The sequence below is a fragment of the Actinomyces sp. HPA0247 genome (genome assembly GCA_000411415.1).
In the GTDB taxonomy this organism is placed as follows: Bacteria; Actinomycetota; Actinomycetes; order Actinomycetales; family Actinomycetaceae; genus Pauljensenia.
Window position 1 is genome coordinate 161,566 of record KE150452.1, and the last position, 24,583, is coordinate 186,148.

Here is a 24,583-nt window from a genome sequence, read left to right on the forward strand (position 1 = left end):
ACGACGAAGCTCGGGATCAGAACGACTCGAGAGTGCTCTCGTTAGCGGACTTTTCTTCACTCACCCCAGCACCGACGATATCGTCAGCGTCACTGTCTTCGGGGGCAGCCTGGTCCTCCGCTTGCTCGTCATCCGCCGCGGATTCGGCGTCGTGTGCATCGACGGTCGTCGGGCGTCCCAGCCGACCAGCGACGACGAACACAAGCACACCGAGCACGAACACGAGCAGGGACGTCCACACGTTGAGGCGCAGACCGAGAACTCGGTGCGCATCATCGATGCGCAGCATTTCGATCCAGCTGCGTCCCGCTGTGTACGCCATCAGGTACAGACCGAACACCTGGCCACCGGCGAAGCGGTGACGACGATCGAGCCACACGATAATGGCGGCTGCGGCAAGGTTCCACAGGCACTCGTAGAGGAACGTCGGGTGGAATAAGGTTCCCGCCGGATACCCGGCGGGCATGTGGGCTACGTCGATCTGAAGTCCCCACGGCATTGTTGTCGGAGCGCCGAAGAGCTCTTGGTTAAACCAGTTTCCCCACCGCCCGATGGCCTGCGCAACGAGCAGCGCCGGGGCCAAAGAATCAGCAATCGGGCCGAAGCGCACTCCTGCACGCTTGACGGCAATAAATGCACCCAGCGCACCGAAGGCGACGCCACCCCAAATTCCGAGGCCACCGCGCCAAATCTGGAAGGCGAGCATCGGATCACCACCCGGGCCAAAGTAGGCATCCGGGGACGTGACGACGTGATAAATCCGCGCACCCACAACTCCGAGCGGAATCGCCCAGAGGGCCACGTCGTAGAGCGTGTCAGGATTTCCTCCGCGAGCACGGTAACGGCGAGCGGTCCACCAGACGCCGATGATCATGCCGACGGCAATAATGATGCCGTAGGCGCGCAGCGGGATCGGGCCGAGGTGCCAGACGCCCTGCGAAGGCGATGGGATGCCGACAGCGACGAGGGTGTTCACGCGCGGGCCCCGCTAACGCCGGCCTTCAGTTCGGTGGCAAGCTCACCGAGAGCCTTCAGACCACGGTCGATCGAGTCGTCGAAGAGCGTCTTCACCAGCGCGGAACCGACGATGACTCCGTCCGCATATGCGCCGATCTCACGGGCCTGCGCGCCATTGGAGACGCCCAGGCCCACACACACGCGCTCGGCGCCAGCGGCGCGAGTACGCGCGACAACGTCAGCGACATGCGCGCCAACAGCCGCACGCGCGCCCGTGACGCCCATCGACGAGGCTGCATACACCCAGCCACGCGAATGCTCGGCGATCAGCTTGAGGCGGTGCTCGGGAGAGGAGGGGGCGCTCAGGTAGATGCGTTCCAGGTCATACTTATCCGACGCGGCCTCCCACTGTGCGCCCTCTTCGGGCGGCAGGTCGGGGGTAATGAGGCCGGAACCGCCCACGGCAGCAAAATCCTTCGCGAAACGCTCAACGCCCCACCACTCAACCGGATTCCAGTAGGTCATCGAGCAGGTCGAAATTCCGTACGAGGTCAGCTCGTCCACCGCGTGGAAGAGGTCCTCGAGGTGGGTACCACGCTCGAGAGCAGCAACGGTCGCTCGCTGGATCGTCGGGCCATCCATTCCGGGATCCGAGTAGGGGAAGCCGAGTTCGATGACGTCAACGCCGCAATCCGCCAGAACTTTGCCCGCGCGAATCGAATCCTCAACAGACGGGAAGCCGACGGGAAGGTAGCCGATGAGAGCCGCGTCGCCACGCTGACGGGCAGCATCAATGGCAACGGCTGAATGGGGTGCACGCGTCATGTCACTTCTCCTCGTTTTGATCCAGGACGGCGACGCCCGACGGCCCGGCACTGGGGTCGATGACCTGCAGCTTCGCTTGTCCGTAGCCGAACCACCGCGATGCGGTATCCACGTCCTTGTCGCCGCGCCCAGACACGGTCACGATGACGATTGGCTCCTCCCCCGGTTCAAAGGGTCCTTCCGCTTCGACCTTGGCCAACGCCCACTTGCGGACACCAGCAAGGGCATGGGAGGACTCGATGGCGGGAATGATGCCCTCGGTGCGGGACAGATGCAGGAACGCCTCCATCGCCTCGGCGTCAGAAATCGGCATGTACGAGGCGCGCCCCGTCCGCGCCAACCAGGCGTGCTCCGGGCCGACACCCGGGTAGTCGAGGCCGGCGGAAATCGAGTGCGAGGCCTTCGTCTGGCCGTCGCGCTCCTGGAGGACGAACGTACGCGCGCCGTGAAGCACGCCCACCTCGTCGGCCGTGATAGAAGCGGCATGACGCCCCGTTTCAAAACCATCGCCCGCAGCCTCGCAGCCAAGGAGCTCGACACTCGGATCATCGATGAACGCGGTGAACGAGCCAATGGCGTTGGAGCCACCACCCACGCAAGCGACCACCACGTCGGGCAGGCGTCCCTCAGCGGCGAGCAGCTGAGCACGCGCCTCATCGCCAATAACACGCTGGAGGTCACGCACGAGTTCAGGGAACGGGTGCGGACCCGCGGCGGTACCGAAGATGTAGTTGGTCGTCTCGACGTTCGTCACCCAGTCACGGAAAGCCTCGTTGATCGCATCCTTGAGGGTCGCGGAACCCGCAGTGACAGCGATGACCTCGGCGCCAAGCATCTGCATGCGTGCGACGTTCAGGGCCTGGCGCTCCGTGTCCTCGCGGCCCATGTAGATCGTGCAATCCAGGCCAAGAAGCGCCGCGGCCGTCGCCGTGGCCACGCCGTGCTGTCCCGCGCCGGTCTCCGCAATGACACGAGTCTTTCCCAGCTCCTTGGTGAGCAACGCCTGCCCAAGCACGTTGTTAATCTTGTGCGAGCCCGTATGGTTCAGGTCCTCGCGCTTGAGGAAGACACGCACGCCACCCAAGTCGGCAGCAAAACGGGGAGCCTCCGTCAACAAGGAGGGACGTCCCGCGTAGTTCAGGAACAGATCGCGCAGGCGGCGCTGGAACGACCGGTCACGCCACAGGCGCTTCCACGCTGCCTCAACCTCCTCGAGGGGACCCATGAGGGACTCGGCAACGAAGCGGCCGCCAAAATCACCGAAGTACGGTCCCTCCACAAAGTTATCGGATGCCATCACTGTCCTTCCTGACGCGCCGCAGCGACGCGAGCCTTACGATCCGTCCGCAGAGCGGGATGCTGTCCGGCACTCACCATGTCCTGAATGCTCGCCATGGGATCGCCCGAGGTCACGAGGGCCTCGCCAACGAGCACCGCATCCGCACCCCACTTGGCGTATTCAAAGACGTCGTGGGCGCTGGCGACGCCAGACTCGGCGACAGCGACAACATCCTGGGGAATCACGTCGATGACCTGCTCAACGGTCGAGCGGTCAACTTCCAGCGTCTTCAGATTGCGCGCGTTCACACCGATAATCGAGGCACCTGCCTCCATCGCACGGAGGGCTTCAAGGCGCGAGTGCGTCTCCACCAGGGCTTCCATACCCAGCGAGCGGGTACGCTCCAGCAGGGACACGAGCACGTTCTGTTCAAGCGCCGCAACGATCAGGAGCACGAGATCAGCGCCGTGAGCACGCGCCTCGTGAATCTGATAGGGCGTCACGATGAAGTCCTTGCGAAGGATCGGAATGTCAACGGCTGCGCGTACCGCATCAAGATCGGCGAGCGAACCGTGAAAGCGACGCTGCTCAGTGAGCACCGAAATGACCGAGGCTCCCCCGGCCTCGTACGTTGAGGCGAGCGCGGCCGGATCCGGGATCGCCGCCAGCGCGCCCTTCGACGGCGACGAGCGCTTCACCTCGGAGATGATCTTGACGGCGCCGTCTCGGCCCCGCAGAGCACCAAGCGCATCCTTCGCCTCCGGAACCTGAGTCTCCATCTCCTTGATCCGAGCCAAAGGGACGCGGTCTTCACGCTCCTTCAGGTCCTGCCGGACCCCGGCGATAATGTCATTGAGAACGCTCACGACGCTCCCCTTTCAGGCAGAAACGATCATTCCTCACCTAGGCTAGCGAAAAATGGCCGACGGCGGGTGAGGCATCCCGCAGGGCGGGTCAGGACAGGGGGACCAGGGTCGATGCCCGCACGACGGACTCGACTGCGGCAGCGGCCTTGTTACGGGACTCCTCGTACTCAAGCGCCGGGACCGAATCAGCAACGAGTCCCGCACCCGCCTGCACCGAGGCAACACCATCCTTCAGCGATGCCGTACGAATAGCGATCGCCAGATCAGCGTCACCGGACAGGTCGAAGTAGCCGACGACGCCACCGTACACGCCTCGCGCAGCGGGCTCGAAGTCATCGATCAGCTGGATGGCACGAGGCTTGGGCGCACCCGACAGGGTACCCGCGGGGAACGTCGCAACCAGGGCATCAAGAGCATCAGCATCCGGGCGCAGCACCCCCGTTACCGTGGACGAAATGTGCTGAATGTGCGAGAAACGCTTCAGCTCCATAAGAGTCGAAACCTCAACTGACGCGGGATCACACACCTTCGACAGATCGTTGCGTGCCAGGTCGACGAGCATCACGTGCTCCGACAGTTCCTTGGGGTCCTCGAGCAGCTCAGCCGCCAGTCGGTGATCCTCGGCAGAATCCGCACCGCGGGGACGCGAGCCGGCGATCGGATACGTCCAGACGCGGCGTCGCTCACTCTTGACGAGGGTCTCCGGAGACGAACCGACAACCTCGAAATGGCCTCCCTTTTCATCGGGTAGGTCCAGGAAATACATGTAGGGCGACGGATTGACCGTACGCAAGACGCGGTAGACGTCGATACCACTGGCCGACGTCGACACGTCGAGGCGCTGCGACACCACGATCTGGAACGCATCACCGTCTTCAATGGCGCGTTTGGCTGCATGGACGGAAGACTCGAAATCAGCACGGGTCGTCCGTTGACGTACCTGAGGCGGCGTCGCGTCGCTGGTACCCAGGACCGCCGGCGCGATCGGGGTTGCGAGCTGTTGCGTCATCGCATCGAGACGCTCAATCGCACGGTCGTACGCGCCGTCAACGCCGTCCGCCGAACCGTTGAGGTTCCAGGCGATCGCCATCAGGTACACCGAACCCGTCGCATGGTCGAGGGCAGCGACCTCTGTCGCCAACACGAGCGTCGCGTCCGGAATATCCGACTCCTTCGGGGCTGTCGCGGCGAGCGTCGGCTCCCACTCAGGAATGATGCCCCAACCGAGAGAACCAACGAGAGCGCCCGTCAGCGGAGGCAAGCCTTGAATCGGCGGCGCAGCCAGCTCCTCGAGAGCGGAGTGAACGACCTCCAGGAACGTTCCCTCCTCACGAGCACCTTCCGGGTGGGAACCGATCCATCGTGCATGGCCGTCGCGTGCGACGATGGCACCGGCACTCGACGCTCCCACAAAAGACCAGCGCCCCCACGAACCACCGTGCTCCGCAGACTCAAGAATGAAGCTGCCGTAGTTGCCATGGGCGAGCTGTCGGTAGACGCCCACCGCACTCAGCTCATCAGCGAGCACTCGCCGAACGACGGGGATCACGCGCCGTGAGGCTGCAAGATCGACAAAGACGTCGCGCGGGGGCCAGGTCTGGCCCCACTCGAGGCTCACAGGCTCACACTGATACGAAGGCGTCGAAATAGTCACCAGTCCATTGTCCCATCCGGAAGCGGACTCGTCCCAGTGGGGTCCACAATGAGACCGAACAATAGTGCTACAGCCAGTCCGGAACGACACCCCAGGCAATCGCAGCCATCAGTGCGGATCCGATCATCCAAGGCCCCATCGGCACACGTGACTTCGTCCCGGCCGAGCCGATCACGATTTTCCAGAGCGCAGCAAACCCGGCCAACACAAACGACAAAGCCAGGGAGGAGACCGCAGCCTCGATACCGACGGATCCTGCCATCGCGCCCAGAACGGGTGCGAGCTTCACGTCTCCCCCACCCATACCGCCGGGCAGACGGTTGAGCAGTGCGATCGGAATCGTCCAGATGAGAGCCCCAGCAACGCATCCGATGAGGCGCTGCTGCCACAGGGGCGAAATGATGGCACCGACGACAACGCCCACCGTCACGCCGATACCCATCGCCACTGTATACGCGTTGGGCAGACGATGAGTCTGAGCATCAACGTAGGCGCTCAGCGCCCCGATCATCGCAACCGTCATGACCGAGGGCATGCCGGGACGCATCTGCGCCGCCACGAATAGGATCGCCCCAACGATCGCAGAACTCCACACAATCGCGTTGCGCGTCAGCGGGGTACGAGTCGCTTCAATAAAATACCGCCGCTGGATCTTCCACCCGGACCTCCACAGCCACACCAGCACAATGATCCATGTGAGAAATCCCGAGACGAGCGACAGATCCGCACTGATGCGCTGGGGAAGCCAACCGACGATCACGACGCCCGGCCTTCCTGTGAGCGCCGTTCCAGCTCCTCCTCGAGAGCCCCGCGCATCACGTCGATATCGGGGCTGCGCCCGGTCATCAGCTGGACCTGTGCACCTGCCTGATAGACCAGCATATCCGTGCCCTCAGCAACAATGCCACCGCCTGCCTCATAGGCAGCGCGCAACGCCGTATTGCGCGGGGAATAGACAACATCGAGGAGGACCTGCCGCTCGCGCACATCGAGACACTGCGCGAGCGGATCCGCAACACCAGCGGGCAGGGTTGAGATGATGAGGTCAGCCTCGCGCGCCGCCTTCGACACGGCCTCGACGTCGGACCACAGAACCTGTTCGATGGCCACGCCCAGACGCGAGGCAGCAGCAACAACCGATCCGGGACCGCCGAAGCGGCGCGCAGCGACAGTCGACGTCGTCATCCCCAGCTCGCCAAGCGCGGCGAGGGCAGACGAAGCCGTGGCGCGGGCACCGAGGATCAGAGCACTCGACGGAAGCGAGCGCCCCTGAATCGAACATGCGCGGCGGACAGCCGACGCGATCCCCGTCACGTCGGTATTGAAACCCGCAAGAATGCCCGAGGACGGAACAACCGTATTGACCGCGCCAACCGCGCTCGCTAACGGATCAATCGCATCCAGGAGCGGCATCACCGCCTGTTTGCAGGGCATTGTCACCGACAAGCCCGCGCAGTCAGCACCCAGGCCACCAACGAAACCGGGAAGTGACTCGCGGTCTTGCTCAAGCCGACGGTACTCCCACCCCTCGATGCCAAGCTGCGCCCATGCCGCGCGGTGAATGACCGGCGACAGAGAATGCTCGATCGGCGAGCCGATCACGGCGGCCCACGTCATGATGCCGTGCAGACCTTCGGATTCGCAGCGCAGTACGCCTTGAACTTCTCGCGGTTCTTCTCCTGTTCTTCCAGAGTGGAGGCGAACAGGGTCTCGCCTGTGTCCAGGTTGACCGTCACAAAGTACAGCCATGTTCCATCGGCCGGATTCAGCACGGCCTTGATGGCCTTTTCGCTCGGCTGGCCAATCGGAGTGGGTGGCAGTCCCGGGTGCAGGCGCGTGTTATACGGGTTGTCATTATCGAGATCCGCCTGATCGGGCACACCGCTGGTCTTCCCAACGCCGTACAGGACCGTTGAGTCCATGCCCAGCATGCCCTTCGTTTCACCGTTTGTATCCGCCAGGCGGTTATCGATCACGCGGGCGACCATCGGCATATACCTGTCGATGTTCATCTCACCATCAACGATAGACGCCTTGATGAGGACGGTTTCGCGGTCTGCGGGAGCAACACCCAGACGGTCGAGTTCATCGATCGTGCCCTTGACCATGCGCGCGATAAGGGTGGTCGGCGTGTCTGTTTCGCCGACCTCATAGGAGCCGGGAAGGAGCCATCCTTCGGCGTTACCGCCGGCCTCAGAGGGCAGACCGATAGCCTCGGTATCGGCGAATGCCGCATCGACGTCGGCCTCGGAAACGCCCATGATATCGATGATGCGTTGCTTCACTTCCGACAGCTTCTGGCCGGAACCGATAGTCACCGTCGAGTCCACACGATTCGTCTCGTCCAGCAAAGCGGCGAGCGCTGCAGAGGCGCTCATCTGTTGCTTCAAACGGTACGTACCAGGGCGAATCGACATTGCCGCCGAAGTCTTCTCGAACTGGCGCACGAAAGCACCCACGGACTTCACGACGCCCGCTTCCACCAGGGTCTGGCCGATCGCACGGCCCGAGGCCTCCTCATCAATGGTCACCTCGACCGAGCCGGAACCGGGGCCCGGATAGTCATCCGACGAGGTTGTCGATGAGTTGAAGAGCTGATCGTAGGCAACGTAGCTTGCACCGGCGACTAAGCCGAGCACGAGAACGATGATGAAGAACGAACGAATGCGACGACGACGCTTGCGTTTACGGGCTGCGCGGCGTTCGCTGGCGAGCCTGCGCGAGCGCATACCTGTCGTTTCAGACGCCGTCTCAACGACCGTCGCAACACTGCTTGTGCGGGCGGTCGAAGCGGGAACACGCGGTGCCGCAGCGCTGTCAGTCACCTCATCGAAGGACGGGATCGGCGCCGAGCGCTGACGACGACTCGCACCACGCGCAGGTACAGCCTCTGTGTCGGCCGAGGCCGGGGCCACCGCAGGTGTGCCGTGAAGCGGGGTCGACGCGGAGGTCGACACGGAGTTCTTCGAGGACTCGACGCTGGAGTTATCACGTGGAGCGTCGGAGTAGACCTTGGGTTCGCCGGAGTGAATCTCACGGCGAGAACGGAAGGGGTAAGGGGGAGGCGTACTCACGTGTGTACTCCTTCGTTGGGTTCGAGGATGATCTCCTCACCGGGGGCTCGACCGCCCATGCGTTCAAGCTCGAGCGCCTGCTCCAAGATGATCTGGGCGGCCACCTGGTCGATGACACTGCGATGGTCGATTTCCGGGATGCCGGAGGCGCGCAGTCGCGCATGCGCCTGGTTGGACGTCATGCGCTCATCGACCATCGCGACCCGAACACCGGGAACAAGCTTCTTGATGCGGCGCGCATACTTGCGCGCTCCCTTCGCAGAAACGCCCTCTCCCCCGCGCAGATGACGGGGCAGCCCAACGATCACTTCGATCGCGTCATGACGACGGACAATGTCGGCGAGGCGATCGAGATCAGACAGGTCAGGGGCCCTGTGCAGGGTTTCGACGGGCATCGTGAGAATACCGTCAGGGTCGCACCGGCTGACGCCGACACGCACGGTGCCGACGTCCACGCCGATGCGAATACCCCGACGAATGCTCACAGAGCCTCGATTTCCTTGCGGATCGCGTCGATCGCGTCCGCGATGCCCTCGGGCTTCGTGCCGCCACCCTGAGCAATGTCATCGCGGCCACCACCGCCACCGCCCATGTACTTGCCAACGGCGCGAACAAGGGCGCCTGCCTTCACGGACTGCTCACGCGCGGCCTCGTTCGTCGCAACAACAAGCGAGGGCTTACCGCCAACGAGACCACCGAGGGCAACGACGACGCCGCGCTCATTACCGAGGCGGTCACGGACGTCGAGCGCAAGGGTACGCAGGGCGTCGGCCGACGGCATGTCGCCAACGGCGGCAGCCACGACGCTGACGGCGCCAATAGCCGAGGCGGAAGCCGCAAGATCGGCACCGCGGCTGAGAGCCTGAGCGGTGCGCATCTTCTCCAGTTCCTTCTCGGACTCGCGCAGCTTGGACAGAAGGGACTCAATGCGATCGGGCAGCTCATCCGCACGACCACCAACGAGCTGAGACAGCTGGGCAACGAGCGCGTGCTCCTTGGCCTGGAACTCGTATGCACCGTCGCCGACGAGCGCGTCGATACGGCGTACGCCGGACCCAACGGAGCCTTCGCTGAGCACCGTAATGCGACCGATGTGTCCGGTCGTCGGCACGTGGGTGCCACCGCACAACTCACGGTCGAAGCCATCGCCAATCGTGACGACGCGGACCTCTGATCCGTACTTTTCTCCGAACAGCGCGATGGCGCCGGCGGCCTTTGCCTCGTCGAGGCTCATCACCTCGGTCGTCACGGCCAGATCCTGGGCGAGCTTCTCGTTGACGAGCGCCTCAATATCATTGATCTGAGAGCCGTCAAGCGCCGCACCGTGACGGAAGTCGAAGCGCAGTCGCGACGGCGAGTTCTCAGAACCGGCCTGCGTCGCATCCTTCGACACGACGTTGCGCAGGCCCGCGTACACCATGTGCGTGGCAGTGTGGGCACGAGCGATCGCCAGACGGCGCTCGCCATCAATCTCGGCGTATGCCTTCTCGCCCACCGTCATGCCACCCTCGGTGAGAGTGCCGCGGTGAACGCTCAGGCCACGGATCGGTGCCTGAACGTCGTGAACCTCAACAACGCCACCGCCAGCGAGACGGATCGTACCGTGGTCGGCCAGCTGGCCACCCATTTCAGCGTAGAAGGGCGTGCGGTCAAGGATCACCTCGACCTCGGCGGGCGCGCTTGCCGCGGGTGCCGCAACACCGTCAACGAGCAGCGCTTCGACAGTGGCCTCGGCGGCCTGCTCCGTGTAGCCCAGGAACGTCGAGCCACCACCCATCGCCTTCTCAATCTCGTGGAAGACACGGACGTCAGTGTGTCCAGTCTTCTTCGAACGGGCGTCGGCGCGTGCGCGTTCCTTCTGCTCGGCCATGAGGCTGCGGAAGCCCTCCTCGTCGACGGACACGCCCTGTTCGGCAGCCATCTCGAGGGTCAGGTCAATCGGGAATCCGTAGGTGTCGTGCAGCGAGAACGCAGAGGCACCGGAAATAACGGGGGCGCCCTTCGATTCCTTCGCACTGGCAACCGCAGCGTCCAGGATCGTCGTACCGGCGCTCAGCGTGCGACGGAAGGCGTCTTCCTCCGCGTAGGCGACCTCCGAGATCGTCTTCCAGTTGGTCTCGAGCTCGGGGTAGGACGCCTTCATCGCGTCCTTGGAAGCGGTGAGGAGGGTTGGCATGGTTGCCTCGTCGACGCCCAGCAGGCGCATGGAGCGAACAGCACGACGGATCAGACGACGCAGCACGTAGCCGCGGCCATCGTTACCGGGACGCACGCCATCGCCGATCAGCATGAGAGAGGAACGCACGTGGTCGGCCACGACACGCATGCGCACGTCATCGTCATAGGCGGCACCGGCCTCGGGACCCGCAGCGCCCAGACCGTAGCGCTTGCCACTCATCTGCATGGCAGCGTCGATGACGGGGAACACCTCGTCGATCTCGTACATGTTGGGCTTGTCCTGCATGACGAAGGCCAGACGTTCGAGGCCTGCGCCCGTATCAATCGCCTTCTTGTCGAGCTCGCCCAGCAGCGGGTAGTCCTTACCCGTCCCCTCACCGCGCATGTACTGGTCGAAGACCAGGTTCCAGACCTCAAGGTAGCGGTCGCCACCCGGGTCAACAGTGCCGCCCACGGCCTCGGGACCGTACTCGGGGCCGCGATCATAGTGCCACTCCGCACAGGGGCCGGCGGGACCCGGCTGGCCGGTGTCCCAGAAGTTTTCCTCACGAGGCAGGCGCACGATGTGCTTGGGATCCATGCCGATCTGCTTGGTCAGGACGTTGAAGGCTTCCTCGTCCTGGTCCCACAGCGTCACCCAGAAGCGATCACCGTCGAGGCCATACATTCCCTCGTCGCGCGAACCCGTCAGCAGCTCCCAGGCGTAGTTGATCGCGCCTTCCTTGAAGTAGTCGCCGAACGAGAAGTTGCCGTTCATCTGGAAGAACGTGCCGTGACGGGTCGTCTTACCGACGTTATCGATGTCGTTCGTGCGAATACACTTCTGCACCGACGCGGCACGAGGCCACGGCGCGGGCTCAACACCCGTGATGTAGGGGATAAACGGAACCATGCCCGCGATCGTGAACAGAATCGAGGGCTCCGGGGAGACGAGAGAAACGGAAGGACGAATCTCATGCCCCTGCTTCTTGAAGTATTCGAGCCAGCGGGTGCGGATTTCAGACGTACGCATAGTCCCCCATGTTAGACGCTCTGCGCCGGTCGCGGCACGTCGGCACGCGCAAGCGGACAGTGGGATAAAAGAAAAACCGCGCCCCCGAGCATGGCTCGGGGGCGCGGGAATGAATTGTGTCAGCGCGAGTAGTGCTCAACGACCATCTGAACGTCGACGGTCACGGGGACCTCAGCGCGCTTCGGGCGACGCACCAGGGTCGCCTTCAGGCGAGCCAGGTCAACGTCCAGGTACTCGGGGACGGCGGGCAGCACGTCGCGGTGGATACCCTCGGCAGCGATCTCGAAGGGAACCGTGGTCTGCGACTTGGGCTTGACCTGCAGGGTCTGGCCGGGCTTCACGCGGAACGAGGGGCGATCGACGATCTTGCCGTCAACGAGGATGTGACGGTGAACGACGAACTGACGAGCCTGCTGGATGGTGCGGGCGAAGCCGGCGCGCAGGACGAGGGCGTCCAGACGCATCTCGAGCAGCTCAACCAGGTTCTCACCGGTCAGGCCAGCGGTACGACGAGCCTCTTCGAAGGCGCGGCGCAGCTGCGACTCACGGATGCCGTACTGGGCGCGCAGACGCTGCTTTTCCTTCAGACGAACGGCGTAGTCGGAATCCTGGCGGCGGCGGGTACGGCCGTGCTCACCGGGGCCGTAGGGACGCTTCTCGAAGTAGCGAACAGCCTTGGGGGTCAGGGCCAGACCGAGGGCGCGGGACTCGCGCACCTGCTTGCGGGAACGATTCGTTGCCATGTTTCTTCTTCCTGTTTCTCGTGTCATGCCGGAGATCCCGGCATGGGGCCAACTCCAGGATCACATCGACCCGTCGGCTAAGGCCCCAGGTGCCCGCTGATGCGGACAACTGTTCCATCCTAGCGTCTTTTCAGCAAATTGCGAATCACACCGAGCCGCTTCGTGAGCATCGCCTCATGGCCGTTTTCCGTGGGCTCATAGTAATGCGTACCTTCGAGGTCGTCCGGCAGGTACTGCTGCGCCGCGACGTGGTGCGGATGATCGTGCGCGTACAGGTACCCGTCACCGTGTCCCAGAGACTTGGCGCCGGAATAGTGCGCATCGCGCAGATGCTCGGGCACCGCTCCCCCACGCCCGGCGCGCACATCGGCGATCGCACGATCGATCGCCAGGTACGTCGCATTCGACTTCGGGGCTGTCGCCACGGCAACGACTGCCTGAGCGAGGAGCAGACGCGCCTCGGGCATACCGATCAGCGCGACTCCCTGGGCGACGCTCACGCAGGTCGTCAGCACCTCGGGAGCGGCCATTCCCACTTCCTCCGAAGCGGCGATCATGATGCGTCGCGCGATAAAACGCGGGTCCTCACCGGCCTCGATCATACGGGCGAGGTAGTGAAGAGCTGCGTCCACATCAGAACCGCGCATCGACTTAATAAACGCGCTTGCCACATCGTAGTGCTGATCTTTACTCCAGCGAACGAGGGCCTGATTGGCCGCCGCCTCAACGCTCGCGACCGTAATCTCACCGGATCCATCATCGCTGGCAACACCCGCAGCTGCTTCGAGGAGCGTCAAAGACTTACGAGCATCCGAGCCCGCCAGGCGCACAAGTCCGGCCACGGCCTCGTCCGTAATAGAAAAACGCCCACCAAGGCCGCGCTCATCCGCCAACGCACGGCGAATGAGCCCCTCGATTGCATCCGCGTCAAGAGGACGCAGGGTTAAGAGGAGCGAGCGCGACAGGAGCGGAGAAATCACCGAGAACGATGGATTTTCAGTCGTCGCTGCAACGAGGACGACCCACCGATTCTCGACGGCAGGAAGGAGCGAGTCCTGCTGCGACTTCGAGAAGCGATGCACCTCGTCGACGAACAGAATGGTTTCTTCTCCCCCGCTGGCGAGAGTTCGACGCGCATCATCGACAACACGCCGCACGTCACTGACGCCCGAGGAAACGGCGGAGAGCTCGATAAACCGCCGTCCGGATGCGCGCGCGATCAAATACGCGAGCGTCGTCTTACCAGTACCCGGAGGACCCCAGAGCACAACGGAGGACACTGCAACACCGTCGCTGGCTCCAGGCGAGAGAAGGCGCCGCAACGGCGCCCCCTCACCGAGCAGGTGCGACTGTCCAACGACCTGTGCAAGTGTCGTAGGACGCATACGAACGGCGAGGGGCGCGCCCGCATTGAATGCAGGCACGCCCGACTCGTCGATAGATTCAGAATCAAACAGATCCATGAGCCCTAGCTTAGGACAATGTGACTCCATTCGAGGAAGAGCCAATCTTGGGACCGGAGAGAACCTGGACGACCACGAGGCCTCCGAGGATCAGCATGCAGGCACCGGCACCCAGGAGATAGCCATTCAGTCCTTCAGACTCATTACCGGACAGGGAGGAAGACAGCATTTCAGCGTGCAGCTTCACGCCGCCCGAGGCGTCAACAGACGACCCAGCACCGGCTGCGGCAACCGTCGAAGCGACCTTGAACTCAGCCCAACCGACCAGTTCATGCTGACGGTTCGCGACGACGACCTTGTAGTCGCCCATCGGAAGGCCCGTAACCTCCATCGACACCTGATTGGAGTCTTCGACCTGAAGCCAGCGGGCCTCACCGGTCTGCATGATATTCGCGCTCACCCAGTCGCCAGCAACGGCCTTATCCGAAGGAACGTTAATCGTCAGCTGTCCGCCGGTGAAAGCTGCGCTCACGCCACCCTTGTTCGCATCAGTCAGCTGCGACACGTCAGAAATAGGCGACACCGGGGTGTCGGAAGGCTGCGCGGATGCAGCAGAAGCACTCGCAGATGGTGTCGGACTCGGCGCCTCGGAAGGCGTCGGGGTCGGACGGACGGCGGGGAGCTGTGGATCATCGGGCGCAGGCGCGGGCTGCTCAGTGGTGGGAGCAGGCGCGGGATCGGCACTGGGCTCGCTCGTCGGTGCGGGCGCGGGATCGGAAGTCGGTTCCGGTGCAGGATCGGTCGTCGGCTCGGCCGTGGGCTGAGGCGCGGGATCGGCCGTCGGGTCCGTCGTCGGTTCAGGTCTGCGCGTGTCGTCGTTACCAACAGGCTGATACACGCTCACGGTGTAGGTCACAGGCTCACCCTCAACGAGATCTCGCCCTTCCTTGAACATGAGCACCGTGACGGTGTGCTTCGTTCCAGGCTCCCACGTGATGCCCTCGACATTGTTCTGTCCATTGGGCACAGGGACCTTCAGGGTGTAGTTGTGCGGACTGGTGGCAACCCACACATCATCAGCGGTCACGGGTACCGTTTCGCCATCACGCTCATACGTCGGCTGCTCAACAGGCGTCACGCGACCCGAGTCGAGCATCACGCCCCAGTAGCCCTTATCCCCGTACTGCTTCTCAAAAGAGGAGCCCTGTTCGATTCGAACAGTGAATGCGGTGGTCGGGACGGGGATGGCCCCGTCGTTACCGTCTGCGCGAGCAGCAAATCCGGGGATCGCAAGCGCGATGGCAGCGAACAGGCACAGGGCCATCAGGAGGCTCATCAATCGACTGCGCCCTCCGAGGCCGCGCGCGGCAAGGGCAGAAGCGGCCCGTGCGTGCTGCATACCGTTCTCCTTAGTGACTTAATCCTCAGAAGCATTTGTTCTGAAACTAGAGTAACAGGCGTGGCGCGCGAATGCTAAATTCCAACGCACACCAATCGGTTAATGCACATTTTCTCAGAGCGCTAGCCCAGATGAAAGGTGATTAGCGCGCCAATCCGTGGGAGCGGCGGACAATACTGACCGTCACGATGGCACCGAGCAACGCAAGAGCACCGCCACCAGCGAGAATCCAACCATTCAGCCGCGACTCTTCCTCGCGGGCGGCCTGATTCGAGGCCTGCTGCTCCGAGTGAGCTTTGGGACCAATCTGCGATGCGGACACGCTTTGCTGAGTGGATGAGGTCGAAGGCTCCGGAGTGGGATCCGCGCTGTTACCTGATCCACCAGACGAAGTAGACGACTGTGTCGACGATCCCCCACTAGCAGACGACGAACTGGGAGACGGAGTCGACGCAGAAGATGTCACATCATCAGCCTGCGTTCGTTCGGACGTCCGATTCTGTCCAGACGCACTGGTCGACGACTCACTTGGCACAGAGGGGGCGTCGGTAGGGCTCACGGAGGTGCTATCGGAGCCAGGATCGTGAGTCGGGGCAGCACTGTCATCCGTCACCGGATCAGTACCATCGGTCGCTGACGGTTCGGTCGGTGCCAGCGAACAGGAGCGCGCCTCGGCTGCCGATTCGACGACCGTCACCTCAACCTGAACATAGTTGCCCGTCACCCCGTCACCGATCATGACCTGGTGCTTCGTCCCAGCCGTCCACAAAGCCGGCAGGTCAATATCAGCCGTGAAAGTGCCGTCCGCACCAACTTTCGCAACCGCCCATGCAGACCTATTACGTGCAACCGAGGACGGAACCCACGTGGGGAGGACCATGTCATCAGAGCGCTTTTCCTGGCCATCATCGAGCGTCACAATCACGAAACCGAGGGCATCCTCGGAAGACGGACCCCACCCAGAGCCTTCCAGATGCAGCGGCACCCCGGTTGCTACGACCGACGACGCTATGATCGACGCCCCTTCTTCAGAAGCGGTCACACACTGCCCCGGCTGATCGCCAATGCCATCCGCACTGTAGGCGGGAGCGACCGACACGAACATTCCACCGACGACGGAGGCAGACGCGGTCAGTGCAAGCAGGGACATGCGAAGGCCCCGGCTCTGCGAGCGCACCTGTGTCGTCATGCGTATTCGTTTCCTTCTGTCTGGGATAGCCTCAACCAATCGACACTGTCACGCTCAGAATAAGCATGTCAGTGCCTGAGTAACCACTCGATACCAGCACCATACTATTGCCTGGCTTGCGAGATGTAATTGCGAGCAACAAGCAAATTCATGGCACACCTGCTCAAAACCTTATTTTACCTGGATTTACGCGATTTTGCCACAATTACTGTGAGCAATATTATCGAGCAATCATACCTGCTGGTGACCCGCTGGTCAGCATTTGAGATGCTGAGAAAGACAACGTCGGTCAACGACGCGGGATGACGAGAGGAGCCCCCGTCTCCGGATCCTCGATGATGCGACAGGGCACTGCGAATACGCGCTCCACAAGCTCAGGCGTGACCACCTGGGCAGGCTCACCCTGAGCGAGGATCTGCCCGTCCTTCATAAAGACGAGGTGGGTGGCATACCGGAACGCAAGATGCAGATCGTGCAGCACGGCAACAACAGTCGTACCCGCGCGCTGCAACCGCTCGGCAAGACGAAGCACCTCCAGCTGATGATTGAGATCGAGATAGGTCGTCGGTTCATCGAGCAGCAAGATCTCAGTCGACTGCGCCAAAGCCATCGCAATCCAGACACGCTGACGCTGACCACCGGAAAGCTCACCAACACGCCGACCGACAAGGGACGCGACACCCGCATCCTCCATCGCACGGGCGAGCGCTTCATCGTCCTCACGACTCCACTGACGCAGAAGGGACTGGTAGGGGTAACGCCCCCTCGCAACCAAATCTTCCACGAGCATATCGCCCGGAGCCACAGACGACTGCGCGAGCAATCCCAGTCTGCGTGCAAGCGCCTTCTGATTCATATCGGCAACGCTGCGCCCGTCCAATTCCACCACTCCGCTACGAACGTCAAGCACGCGAGCCAACGACCGCAAGAGGGTCGACTTCCCACACGCGTTGGGGCCAACGATGACGGTCAACTCACCGTTGAGGACATCCAGCGACAACCCATCCAGAATGGGAGCGTTCTTCCCGTAGCCAACGACGATATCGCGGGCACCCAGCCCCGGCCTCGTCCCTACCCCAGTCATGACCTCACCTCACGAATCAACAACCACAGGAGGTACAAGCCTCCCACGACACCCGTCACAACACCCACGGGAAGCTCAGCGGGCGCGATCAAACGCTGAGCACACACGTCAGATGCCAACACCAGCAACGCCCCCACGAGCGCGGACGAAGCAAAACCCACTCCCCCGCCACCGCACAGGCGATGCGCAATATGCGGGGCGGACAATGCGACGAACGCGACCGGACCAGCGACGGCCGTGGCGCAGGCAACGAGCAGGATGGCGACAGCGATCGACAGAAGACGAATGCGGCGCACGCGCACGCCGAGCCCGGTCGCAACGTCGTCCCCCATCGCCACAAGCCCCAGCGGAACTGCAGCAGCGACGCACGCACATGCGACAACGCCGAGCACGATCAGGAGAGGTGTCAGTCGAGCGAACGTAACCCCCGAAAATGACCCAGCACTCCACAGTTGCGCTCGCTGCGCTGCCTCCAGCGGCGCCTTGACAATCAGCAGCGAATTGATAGCGCGCAGCGCAGCAGAGCAACCAATACCGACCAGGACAACACGCATTCCCGTCACGCGCATACCGCCTGCGCAGGCGAGGATCGCTGCACCTGAGACGAGGCCACCGACCAAGGCCCCGAGGCCGGTCACCGCCGGACTCGACCCCAGCACAATAATCGCTATCAGCGCGCCGGTGGCACACCCCGTTGACAGCCCCACGATGTCCGGGCTTCCCAGAGGATTACCCGAGATCGTCTGGAAGATACGCCCCGAAATGCCGAGCGCGCACCCGACCGCAACAGCGGCCAGCATCCGCGGCAGCCGCACAGACTGAACGAAATAGACCCCCAGGAAGTCGTCACGAGGACCGCCGTCACCCAGCAGGCGCCGGAAGGAGTCCGCGGCACTGAGCCCATAGTCGCCGAGCGTCAGCGAATAGACGGACAATCCGAGCACAAGAAGGAGGCCACACACGACCACCACCGCGCTGCGTCGATGAATACGGACGGAGAAACCGGCTCGCGACACAGTGATATACCGCTGACCATCTCGCGTCATGACATACCCCTTCCGCGCGCAGCAATAATGAAGAAGGGGGCGCCGATCAGGGCGACAACGACGCCCACGGGCACCTCGGAAGGCGCGAGGACGAGACGTGACGCAATATCGGCAATGCACACCCACACGGCGCCTGCGACCATCGACCAGATCGCAACCGCTCCCTGCTTCGCACCGACGATACGTCGCACCATGAGAGGCACCGCCAAGCCGACGAATGTCAGCGGACCACCCAGCGCTGTTGCTCCACCAGCAAGAGCCGTCACGGCAAGAATTCCCAAAGCCCGAATGAGTCGCACACGCACGCCAAGACTCACGGCAGTATCCTCACCGATGGCGAGAACGCCGAGAGCTGACGAGATGAGAGCAGCGAGGACACCCCCGCAGACGATAACTATTCCCGCTGCGACCACCGAGCCCATATCGACCCCCTCCAACGATCCGGAGGCCCAGTAACGGAACTCGTTGAAAGCAAACTGATTGGCCGCCAGGACTGCCTGCGTGAGGGACGCGAGAGCAGCGGACACGGCAATGCCCGCAAGAGCGAGACGGGAGCGAGACCCGCCACCGCGGCCCGACATCGCAAATACGAGAGCGGCAGCCACCCCCGCGCCAACGAACGAAGCGCCGAGCGTCCCGGCGCGCGTCACAACCCCAGACACAGCTGTGACGGATACGACGACGAACGCAGCGCCTGCGTTGATGCCAAGCACACCCGGATCCGCAAGCGGATTGCGAGTCATCGCTTGCATGATGGAGCCAGCCACACCGAGCGCCCCGCCGATCATGAGCGCGGCAATCGTGCGCGGCACCCGCAGCTGGGTGACGACTTGCGCATCCTGACTCGCCCCACCACGAACCAAAGCATCCCACACAACATCGGGAGCGATGGAACGGGAACCCAGGGCGAGCGAGGCCATCGCGACGAGGACAAGCACCAGCGTCGCCACTGCACAAGCAATGGCGACGCTGGCGATACGACGTGTCGTCATGTCAGGTCAGCGACCCGAATCGTCCGACTATCGGGCTCAGGAAGCCGGGACGAACTGGGCCTCGATGCTCGAGACGATGCCGTCCATCAGGAGGTAGCCACCGGTCGAGGTCCACAGGGAACCGTCGACGGGGATGACGTGGTTCGCCTTGACGGCGCCGAGCGAGTCGAAACCGACGGTGTTCTTCGCCTCTTCGAGGGCTGCGGCAGAGGCCTCGACGCCCGTGTTGCCACCGGCGGAGGGGTTGTTCACTGAGGACTTGCCCAGCGTGCCAAAGAAGATCCAGTCCGCATCGATCTGGTCAATGTTCTCCAGGGAGACGGGCTCGGAGTGGCCTTCGCCGTCACGGTCCTGGTTCGCGGGGCGCTTCATGCCGAGTGCGGTCAGAGCCTGTCCGGCGGGGAGCTCCTTGAGGATCAGGCCAGCGCTATCGCCCTGCCAACGCACGACCGAGTACGTCTGATCGAGGTAGCCGGCGTCCTTCAGGCGGGCGCTCACCGATGCGACATGCTGGTCGAACTCCGCAAGCTTGGTCTCAGCCTGGTCGGCCAGACCCAGCGCATCCGCGGTGAGCGTAAAGGTCTGCCGCCAGTCACCACCGGACTGAGTGGTGAAGAAGACGGGTGCGATCTGAGAAAGCGCAGTCAGGGTTTCCGTGTCGTTATTCTTCACAGAGGTACCGTCGACGAGGATGAGATCGGGATGGGCTGCACCGATAGCCTCGAGGTTCGGGGTACCAATCGATCCAAGGATCGGAATGTCTCCGGCACGATCGATCAGGTAGTTCGGGACGGTCTGCTGACCACGGCCGGACACGACGCCGATCGGGGTCACGCCGAGCGCGAGGGCATTGTCAGTGGTCGGCTCGGAGAGCGTGACAACGCGGCTGGGGTGCGACGGCAGGGTAACCTCCTGGCCGGACGCATCGGTGACGGTGCGCGTCGCAGACGTCTCGGACGTCGCGGATGCCTCGGGGGACGAGGCCGGGGCGGGCTGGTTGGACGAGCATGCTCCCAGAGCGAGAGCGGTCAGAGCGACGCCGACGATGGCGCGAATTCGCGTCGACAGGTGCACAGGTGTCTCAATTCAGTCGATCTTGTTAGGTGCATAGGTAAGCCTAACCTATAGATGAGCTGGTGACTCACTCTGTCTCACTGCTGGTCAGCATGTGAGAGGGTCCCATCCATCAAGGGCGCGGACGAGGCCTTCGCGCCACCATGCCACGTCATGCCCACTGCAATAATGGTCGAGCTCCACGGCTGCACCCTGGCTCCGCAGGAGCTCGACGCAGTCGTCCACCACCGGACGCATCGTCTGTTCCAGCGTGCCCACCTGCAGCCGTAGCCGCACATCCTGGCGCGGCCTCACCGACCCCGCACGCAGGTCACCCATCAGCATCCCTTCGCCGATGCCTCGCCGCGCACCTCCCCACCACAGGGACGGAGACTGGGCGACCGCACAATCGAGGGGAAGATCACTGCGCAGCGCCGCTTCCAACACAGCCAGACCGCCGTACGACTGGCCTGCGACCATCACAGGCCCCACCCCAGCCTCGTCGCACACTGCGCGTAGCAGCGCCACGACACTGTCCACGTCGGTCAACTCCGCCTCGCGCTCGTCCAGATCTCCCACGTCGATTGTCACGACGCGCAGGCCGGGATAGCGCCGAGTCAACCAGCCGACGCCGTTACCCCGCCAGATCTCGCCATCGAAGAGGATGAGCATGCACGTCGGATCCGCCTCGCCGTCATGAACGATCACATCGTGCTGGCGCGTGACTGAGAGCCGCGCACTCACATCCGCTGCGATGTCATGTTCACGCACCGCACGCATCTCGGGAGCGGACAGATCCTGCGACGGCCACACCACCTGCGCGTCGGGTCCAATGAAGAGTGAGGCTGCGGCACCGCGCCCATTCACGACCCTGAGTGGATTCGACGAATCGGGAGATGCATCGTCGAGGAATCGGATCCACTCCCCCATGTCCGTACCCACGCTGGGGTCGAGGCCCCACGGCCCCACAATCACCTTCTGGTAGCTGAGGATCGCATCCGAAGGAAGTGCGCATACGAGCGCCCGAGCATCCCCGTGCCCAGGCCCCATCGACATGCAAAAGTCGTCGAGGTGCTCGCGCGCCCGATCCGTGATCGTGTTCAGGACGACGTAGCAGTCAGCTGCAGCCTGTGCTCCCCACTGGAAGGTCACACGTACGGCGTCAACTCCATCGACGACGAGCCGAGGCCCGACGATCGGGAGCCCGTCGGCGTAGCGATAAATTCCGTCTGACGCCTCCCAGCGCAGCCGACAAAATCCGGTGCGCGAAAAAGACGTTTGGTCGAAAGCCACGCGATCAGTCGAACAGCGAAATATCGCCGGCGCCGACACGAGCGACGACGGCATCCCCACCCGCGAAGTCGATCACCGTGGTCGGCTCGGCGACGCCCACGGGGCCCACAACCACCAGATCAACCTGGTGTCCGATGCGATCATCCACGTCGAAACCGTCGGTCAGAGGCTCTTCCTCTCCCGGCATGATGAGCGTCGAACAGGCCAGGGGTTCGCCCAGCGCCTCGACGATCGCCTGCGTGATGACATGATCGGGAATTCGCACGCCCACCGTGTGCTTCTTCTTGTTCAACATGATGCGCGGGACCTCCTTGGTCCCCCGCAGGATGAACGTGTAGGGTCCGGGGGTGAGCGCCTTCATGGTCCGGAACTCGTGGTTGTCGATGATCACGAGCTCGCCCAGCTGCGCAAACGAGTGGCACAGCAGCGAAAAATTATGCTTGTCATCGAGCTTACGGATCGATCGGATCGTATCCATGCCCGCCTTGTTGCCGACCTTTGTTGCGATCGCATAACCGGAGTCAGTGGGCAGCGCAATCGTGCCGCCGCGCTCCAGCAGATCAACGACCGTGGTGACCAAACGTGCCTGCGGATTAACCGGGTGCATCTCGACGTACGACATACCCCTATTGTGCACGAAACCCCCACCGGTCGGTGACCAATGGGGGTTCCGTGGACAAGGTCACGGCTCGAGAATTACTTCTCGGATTCCTCGGCCGCTTCCTCACCGCGCTTCTTCGGCTTCGCATCGACGCCGGCTTCCTTACGCTGCGCGGGCGTAATCGGCGCCGGAGCCTCAGTCAGAGGATCGAAGCCGCCGCCGGACTTCGGGAAGGCGATGACGTCGCGGATCGACTCGGACTTCGTCAGCAGCGAGACGATGCGGTCCCAGCCGAAGGCCACGCCGCCGTGCGGCGGAGCACCGAACTTGAAGGCATCCAGCAGGAAGCCGAACTGTGCCTGAGCCTCTTCCTCGCCGATACCCATGACGTTAAACACGCGGTTCTGGATGTCGCGACGGTGGATACGGATCGAGCCGCCGCCGATCTCGTTGCCATTGCAGACGATGTCGTAAGCGTAGGCCAGCGCGTTACCCGGATCCTTGTCGAAAGAGTCGATCCACTCGGGCTTGGGCGAGGTGAACGCGTGGTGGACGGCCGTCCAGGCACTGTGGCCCAGTGCGACGTCGCCCTCGGCCTCGGCATCACCGGTGGGCTTGAAGAGCGGCGCGTCGACAACCCAGGTGAACGCCCAGGCATCGGGATCGATGAGGTTGCAGCGCTTGCCGATCTCAAGGCGAGCAGCGCCGAGCAGCTCACGCGACGGGGTCGGCTTGCCAGCTGCGAAGAAGATGCAGTCACCAGGCTTGGCACCGGTAGCGGCAGCAAGGCCCTCACGCTCAGCCTCGGTGATGTTCTTCGCAACAGGGCCACCCAGCGTGCCATCCTCGGCGATCGTGACGTAGGCCAGGCCCTTGGCGCCGCGCGCCTTGGCCCATTCCTGCCACTTGTCGAACGTACGGCGCGGCTGCGAGCCACCACCGGGCATGACGACAGCACCAACGTAGGGGGCCTGGAACACGCGGAAAGTCGTGTCCTTGAAGTACTCGGTGAGCTCGGTCAGCTCCAGGCCGAAGCGCAGGTCAGGCTTGTCTGAACCGTAACGCTCCATCGCATCCTTGTAGGTCATGCGGGGAATCGGTGTGGTCAGGTCGTATCCGATCAGGGCCCACACGTTCTTCAGGACGTCCTCGGCGACCTCGATAACGTCGTCCTGGTCCACGAAGCTCATCTCGATATCGAGCTGGGTGAACTCGGGCTGACGGTCCGCACGGAAGTCCTCGTCGCGGTAGCAGCGAGCAATCTGGAAGTAGCGTTCCATGCCGGCCACCATGAGCAGCTGCTTGAAGAGCTGAGGCGACTGGGGCAGAGCGTACCACGAACCCGGGGAGAGGCGGGCCGGAACGATGAAGTCACGGGCACCCTCGGGGGTCGAACGGGTCAGGGTCGGGGTCTCGATCTCGACGAAATCGCGGGCGTAGAGTGCCTCGCGGGCGGCGCGGGAAACCTTCGAGCGCAGACGGATCGCGTACTGCTCAGGCTCACGACGCAGGTCGAGGTAGCGGTACTTCAGGCGCGTTTCCTCGCCGACGTTGCCGGAATCTTCAGCATTGGAGGACACCTGGAACGGCAGAGGCGCACTGGTGTTCAGGATTTCGATGTCGTCACCCATGACCTCGATGGCGCCGGTGGCCAGGTGCGGGTTCTCATTGCCCTCGGGGCGAGCGCAGACCTCGCCGGTGACCTTGAGGACGAACTCGGAGCGCAGCTCGTGGGCGACACGCTCGTCGCGGACGACAACCTGGGCGATGCCGGACGCGTCGCGCAGGTCGATGAACGCCACGCCACCGTGGTCACGACGACGATCCACCCAGCCGGTGAGCGTCACGGTTTGACCGACCAGGTCGGTGCCGAGGGTTCCAATGTTGTGAGTGCGAAGCACTGTGATTCCTTTCGTTGTTACCATCCGCGAGACA

The 24,583-nt window shown here is 63.3% G+C and carries 22 protein-coding genes; 1 reads left to right on the forward strand and 21 read right to left on the reverse strand.

Annotated features, from left to right (window positions below; all coding sequences use genetic code 11):
- Positions 1–16 precede the first annotated feature (16 nt).
- The 14 genes from lgt to HMPREF1478_RS08885 all read right to left on the reverse strand — a co-directional run bounded on the left by lgt (position 17) and on the right by HMPREF1478_RS08885 (position 16,579).
- Entirely contained in the window at positions 17–976 is a 960-nt protein-coding gene (gene lgt, locus HMPREF1478_RS08820; RefSeq protein WP_016461724.1) for a prolipoprotein diacylglyceryl transferase, read from the reverse strand.
- A complete protein-coding gene (trpA, locus tag HMPREF1478_RS08825) occupies positions 973–1,782 on the reverse strand; it encodes a tryptophan synthase subunit alpha (RefSeq protein WP_016461725.1) in 810 nt (269 codons plus the stop codon). Before trpA ends, lgt begins: the two co-directional genes overlap by 4 nt.
- Before the next feature lies 1 nt (position 1,783).
- On the reverse strand, positions 1,784–3,079 hold the full coding sequence (gene trpB, locus HMPREF1478_RS08830) for a tryptophan synthase subunit beta (protein ID WP_016461726.1): 1,296 nt from the start codon (positions 3,077–3,079) through the stop codon (positions 1,784–1,786).
- Positions 3,079–3,927: an indole-3-glycerol phosphate synthase TrpC gene (gene trpC / locus HMPREF1478_RS08835; RefSeq protein WP_016461727.1), complete on the reverse strand. Its 849-nt coding sequence runs from the start codon at positions 3,925–3,927 to the stop codon at positions 3,079–3,081. The genes trpB and trpC overlap by 1 nt, the downstream gene beginning before the upstream one ends.
- An 88-nt stretch (positions 3,928–4,015) precedes the next feature.
- Positions 4,016–5,545 (reverse strand): chorismate-binding protein, encoded by a 1,530-nt coding sequence (locus HMPREF1478_RS08840; RefSeq protein ID WP_034475605.1) that lies wholly within the window; start codon positions 5,543–5,545, stop codon positions 4,016–4,018.
- A 103-nt stretch (positions 5,546–5,648) separates the two neighbouring features.
- Entirely contained in the window at positions 5,649–6,341 is a 693-nt protein-coding gene (locus HMPREF1478_RS08845; RefSeq protein ID WP_016461729.1) for a prepilin peptidase, read from the reverse strand.
- Positions 6,338–7,198: a shikimate dehydrogenase gene (locus HMPREF1478_RS08850; RefSeq protein ID WP_016461730.1), complete on the reverse strand. Its 861-nt coding sequence runs from the start codon at positions 7,196–7,198 to the stop codon at positions 6,338–6,340. The genes HMPREF1478_RS08845 and HMPREF1478_RS08850 overlap by 4 nt, the downstream gene beginning before the upstream one ends.
- Positions 7,195–8,655 carry an endolytic transglycosylase MltG gene (mltG, locus tag HMPREF1478_RS08855; protein WP_016461731.1) on the reverse strand — a complete coding sequence of 487 codons (1,461 nt, stop codon included), beginning with the start codon at positions 8,653–8,655 and terminating at the stop codon, positions 7,195–7,197. Before mltG ends, HMPREF1478_RS08850 begins: the two co-directional genes overlap by 4 nt.
- The gene (gene ruvX / locus HMPREF1478_RS08860) at positions 8,652–9,140 is read right to left on the reverse strand and encodes a Holliday junction resolvase RuvX (protein WP_016461732.1); all 489 of its coding nucleotides are present in this window, start codon (positions 9,138–9,140) and stop codon (positions 8,652–8,654) included. The genes mltG and ruvX overlap by 4 nt, the downstream gene beginning before the upstream one ends.
- Complete coding sequence (gene alaS, locus HMPREF1478_RS08865) at positions 9,137–11,845, reverse strand: alanine--tRNA ligase (protein ID WP_016461733.1); 2,709 nt, start codon at positions 11,843–11,845, stop codon at positions 9,137–9,139. The genes ruvX and alaS overlap by 4 nt, the downstream gene beginning before the upstream one ends.
- A gap of 119 nt (positions 11,846–11,964) precedes the next feature.
- The gene (gene rpsD / locus HMPREF1478_RS08870; protein ID WP_016461734.1) at positions 11,965–12,588 is read right to left on the reverse strand and encodes a 30S ribosomal protein S4; all 624 of its coding nucleotides are present in this window, start codon (positions 12,586–12,588) and stop codon (positions 11,965–11,967) included.
- A gap of 119 nt (positions 12,589–12,707) precedes the next feature.
- Positions 12,708–14,051 (reverse strand): replication-associated recombination protein A, encoded by a 1,344-nt coding sequence (locus HMPREF1478_RS08875; protein ID WP_016461735.1) that lies wholly within the window; start codon positions 14,049–14,051, stop codon positions 12,708–12,710.
- Positions 14,052–14,061: 10 nt separating this feature from the next.
- Positions 14,062–15,390: a hypothetical protein gene (locus HMPREF1478_RS08880; RefSeq protein WP_016461736.1), complete on the reverse strand. Its 1,329-nt coding sequence runs from the start codon at positions 15,388–15,390 to the stop codon at positions 14,062–14,064.
- Between the two features lie 142 nt (positions 15,391–15,532).
- Positions 15,533–16,579 carry a hypothetical protein gene (locus tag HMPREF1478_RS08885; protein WP_016461737.1) on the reverse strand — a complete coding sequence of 349 codons (1,047 nt, stop codon included), beginning with the start codon at positions 16,577–16,579 and terminating at the stop codon, positions 15,533–15,535.
- 150 nt (positions 16,580–16,729) lie between these two features.
- Here HMPREF1478_RS08885 and HMPREF1478_RS10655 point away from each other — a divergent pair, with 150 nt between their 5' ends.
- Entirely contained in the window at positions 16,730–16,885 is a 156-nt protein-coding gene (locus HMPREF1478_RS10655) for a hypothetical protein (RefSeq protein ID WP_156824705.1), read from the forward strand.
- On the opposite strand, the gene HMPREF1478_RS08890 is transcribed toward HMPREF1478_RS10655, so the two are convergent.
- The 7 genes from HMPREF1478_RS08890 to aspS all read right to left on the reverse strand — a co-directional run bounded on the left by HMPREF1478_RS08890 (position 16,869) and on the right by aspS (position 24,549).
- Positions 16,869–17,663, reverse strand: coding sequence for an ABC transporter ATP-binding protein (locus HMPREF1478_RS08890; protein WP_016461738.1), 795 nt, complete (start codon positions 17,661–17,663; stop codon positions 16,869–16,871). The two genes, HMPREF1478_RS10655 and HMPREF1478_RS08890, sit on opposite strands and share 17 nt — an antisense overlap.
- The gene (locus tag HMPREF1478_RS08895; RefSeq protein ID WP_016461739.1) at positions 17,660–18,709 is read right to left on the reverse strand and encodes a FecCD family ABC transporter permease; all 1,050 of its coding nucleotides are present in this window, start codon (positions 18,707–18,709) and stop codon (positions 17,660–17,662) included. The genes HMPREF1478_RS08890 and HMPREF1478_RS08895 overlap by 4 nt, the downstream gene beginning before the upstream one ends.
- On the reverse strand, positions 18,706–19,701 hold the full coding sequence (locus tag HMPREF1478_RS08900) for a FecCD family ABC transporter permease (protein ID WP_016461740.1): 996 nt from the start codon (positions 19,699–19,701) through the stop codon (positions 18,706–18,708). The genes HMPREF1478_RS08895 and HMPREF1478_RS08900 overlap by 4 nt, the downstream gene beginning before the upstream one ends.
- A 36-nt stretch (positions 19,702–19,737) precedes the next feature.
- Positions 19,738–20,775, reverse strand: coding sequence for an ABC transporter substrate-binding protein (locus HMPREF1478_RS08905; RefSeq protein ID WP_016461741.1), 1,038 nt, complete (start codon positions 20,773–20,775; stop codon positions 19,738–19,740).
- Between the two features lie 87 nt (positions 20,776–20,862).
- Positions 20,863–22,047: an enterobactin/ferric enterobactin family esterase gene (locus HMPREF1478_RS08910; protein ID WP_034475606.1), complete on the reverse strand. Its 1,185-nt coding sequence runs from the start codon at positions 22,045–22,047 to the stop codon at positions 20,863–20,865.
- Between the two features lie 4 nt (positions 22,048–22,051).
- The gene (locus HMPREF1478_RS08915) at positions 22,052–22,669 is read right to left on the reverse strand and encodes an L-threonylcarbamoyladenylate synthase (protein ID WP_016461743.1); all 618 of its coding nucleotides are present in this window, start codon (positions 22,667–22,669) and stop codon (positions 22,052–22,054) included.
- Between the two features lie 74 nt (positions 22,670–22,743).
- Positions 22,744–24,549, reverse strand: coding sequence for an aspartate--tRNA ligase (aspS, locus tag HMPREF1478_RS08920; protein WP_016461744.1), 1,806 nt, complete (start codon positions 24,547–24,549; stop codon positions 22,744–22,746).
- Between the last annotated feature and the right edge of the window lie 34 nt (positions 24,550–24,583).

Bases quoted from the DNA above. Each gene is read 5' to 3' on its own strand.
- trpA (WP_016461725.1), bottom strand. From the start codon at position 1,782: ATGACGCGTGCACCCCATTCAGCCGTTGCCATTGATGCTGCCCGTCAG.
- trpB (WP_016461726.1), bottom strand. From the start codon at position 3,079: ATGGCATCCGATAACTTTGTGGAGGGACCGTACTTCGGTGATTTTGGC.
- HMPREF1478_RS08850 (WP_016461730.1), bottom strand. From the start codon at position 7,198: ATGACGTGGGCCGCCGTGATCGGCTCGCCGATCGAGCATTCTCTGTCG.
- alaS (WP_016461733.1), bottom strand. From the start codon at position 11,845: ATGCGTACGTCTGAAATCCGCACCCGCTGGCTCGAATACTTCAAGAAG.
- rpsD (WP_016461734.1), bottom strand. From the start codon at position 12,588: ATGGCAACGAATCGTTCCCGCAAGCAGGTGCGCGAGTCCCGCGCCCTC.
- HMPREF1478_RS08875 (WP_016461735.1), bottom strand. From the start codon at position 14,051: ATGGATCTGTTTGATTCTGAATCTATCGACGAGTCGGGCGTGCCTGCA.
- HMPREF1478_RS08880 (WP_016461736.1), bottom strand. From the start codon at position 15,390: ATGCAGCACGCACGGGCCGCTTCTGCCCTTGCCGCGCGCGGCCTCGGA.
- HMPREF1478_RS08885 (WP_016461737.1), bottom strand. From the start codon at position 16,579: ATGACGACACAGGTGCGCTCGCAGAGCCGGGGCCTTCGCATGTCCCTG.
- HMPREF1478_RS10655 (WP_156824705.1), top strand. From the start codon at position 16,730: ATGGCACACCTGCTCAAAACCTTATTTTACCTGGATTTACGCGATTTT.
- HMPREF1478_RS08890 (WP_016461738.1), bottom strand. From the start codon at position 17,663: ATGACTGGGGTAGGGACGAGGCCGGGGCTGGGTGCCCGCGATATCGTC.
- HMPREF1478_RS08895 (WP_016461739.1), bottom strand. From the start codon at position 18,709: ATGACGCGAGATGGTCAGCGGTATATCACTGTGTCGCGAGCCGGTTTC.
- HMPREF1478_RS08900 (WP_016461740.1), bottom strand. From the start codon at position 19,701: ATGACGACACGTCGTATCGCCAGCGTCGCCATTGCTTGTGCAGTGGCG.
- HMPREF1478_RS08915 (WP_016461743.1), bottom strand. From the start codon at position 22,669: ATGTCGTACGTCGAGATGCACCCGGTTAATCCGCAGGCACGTTTGGTC.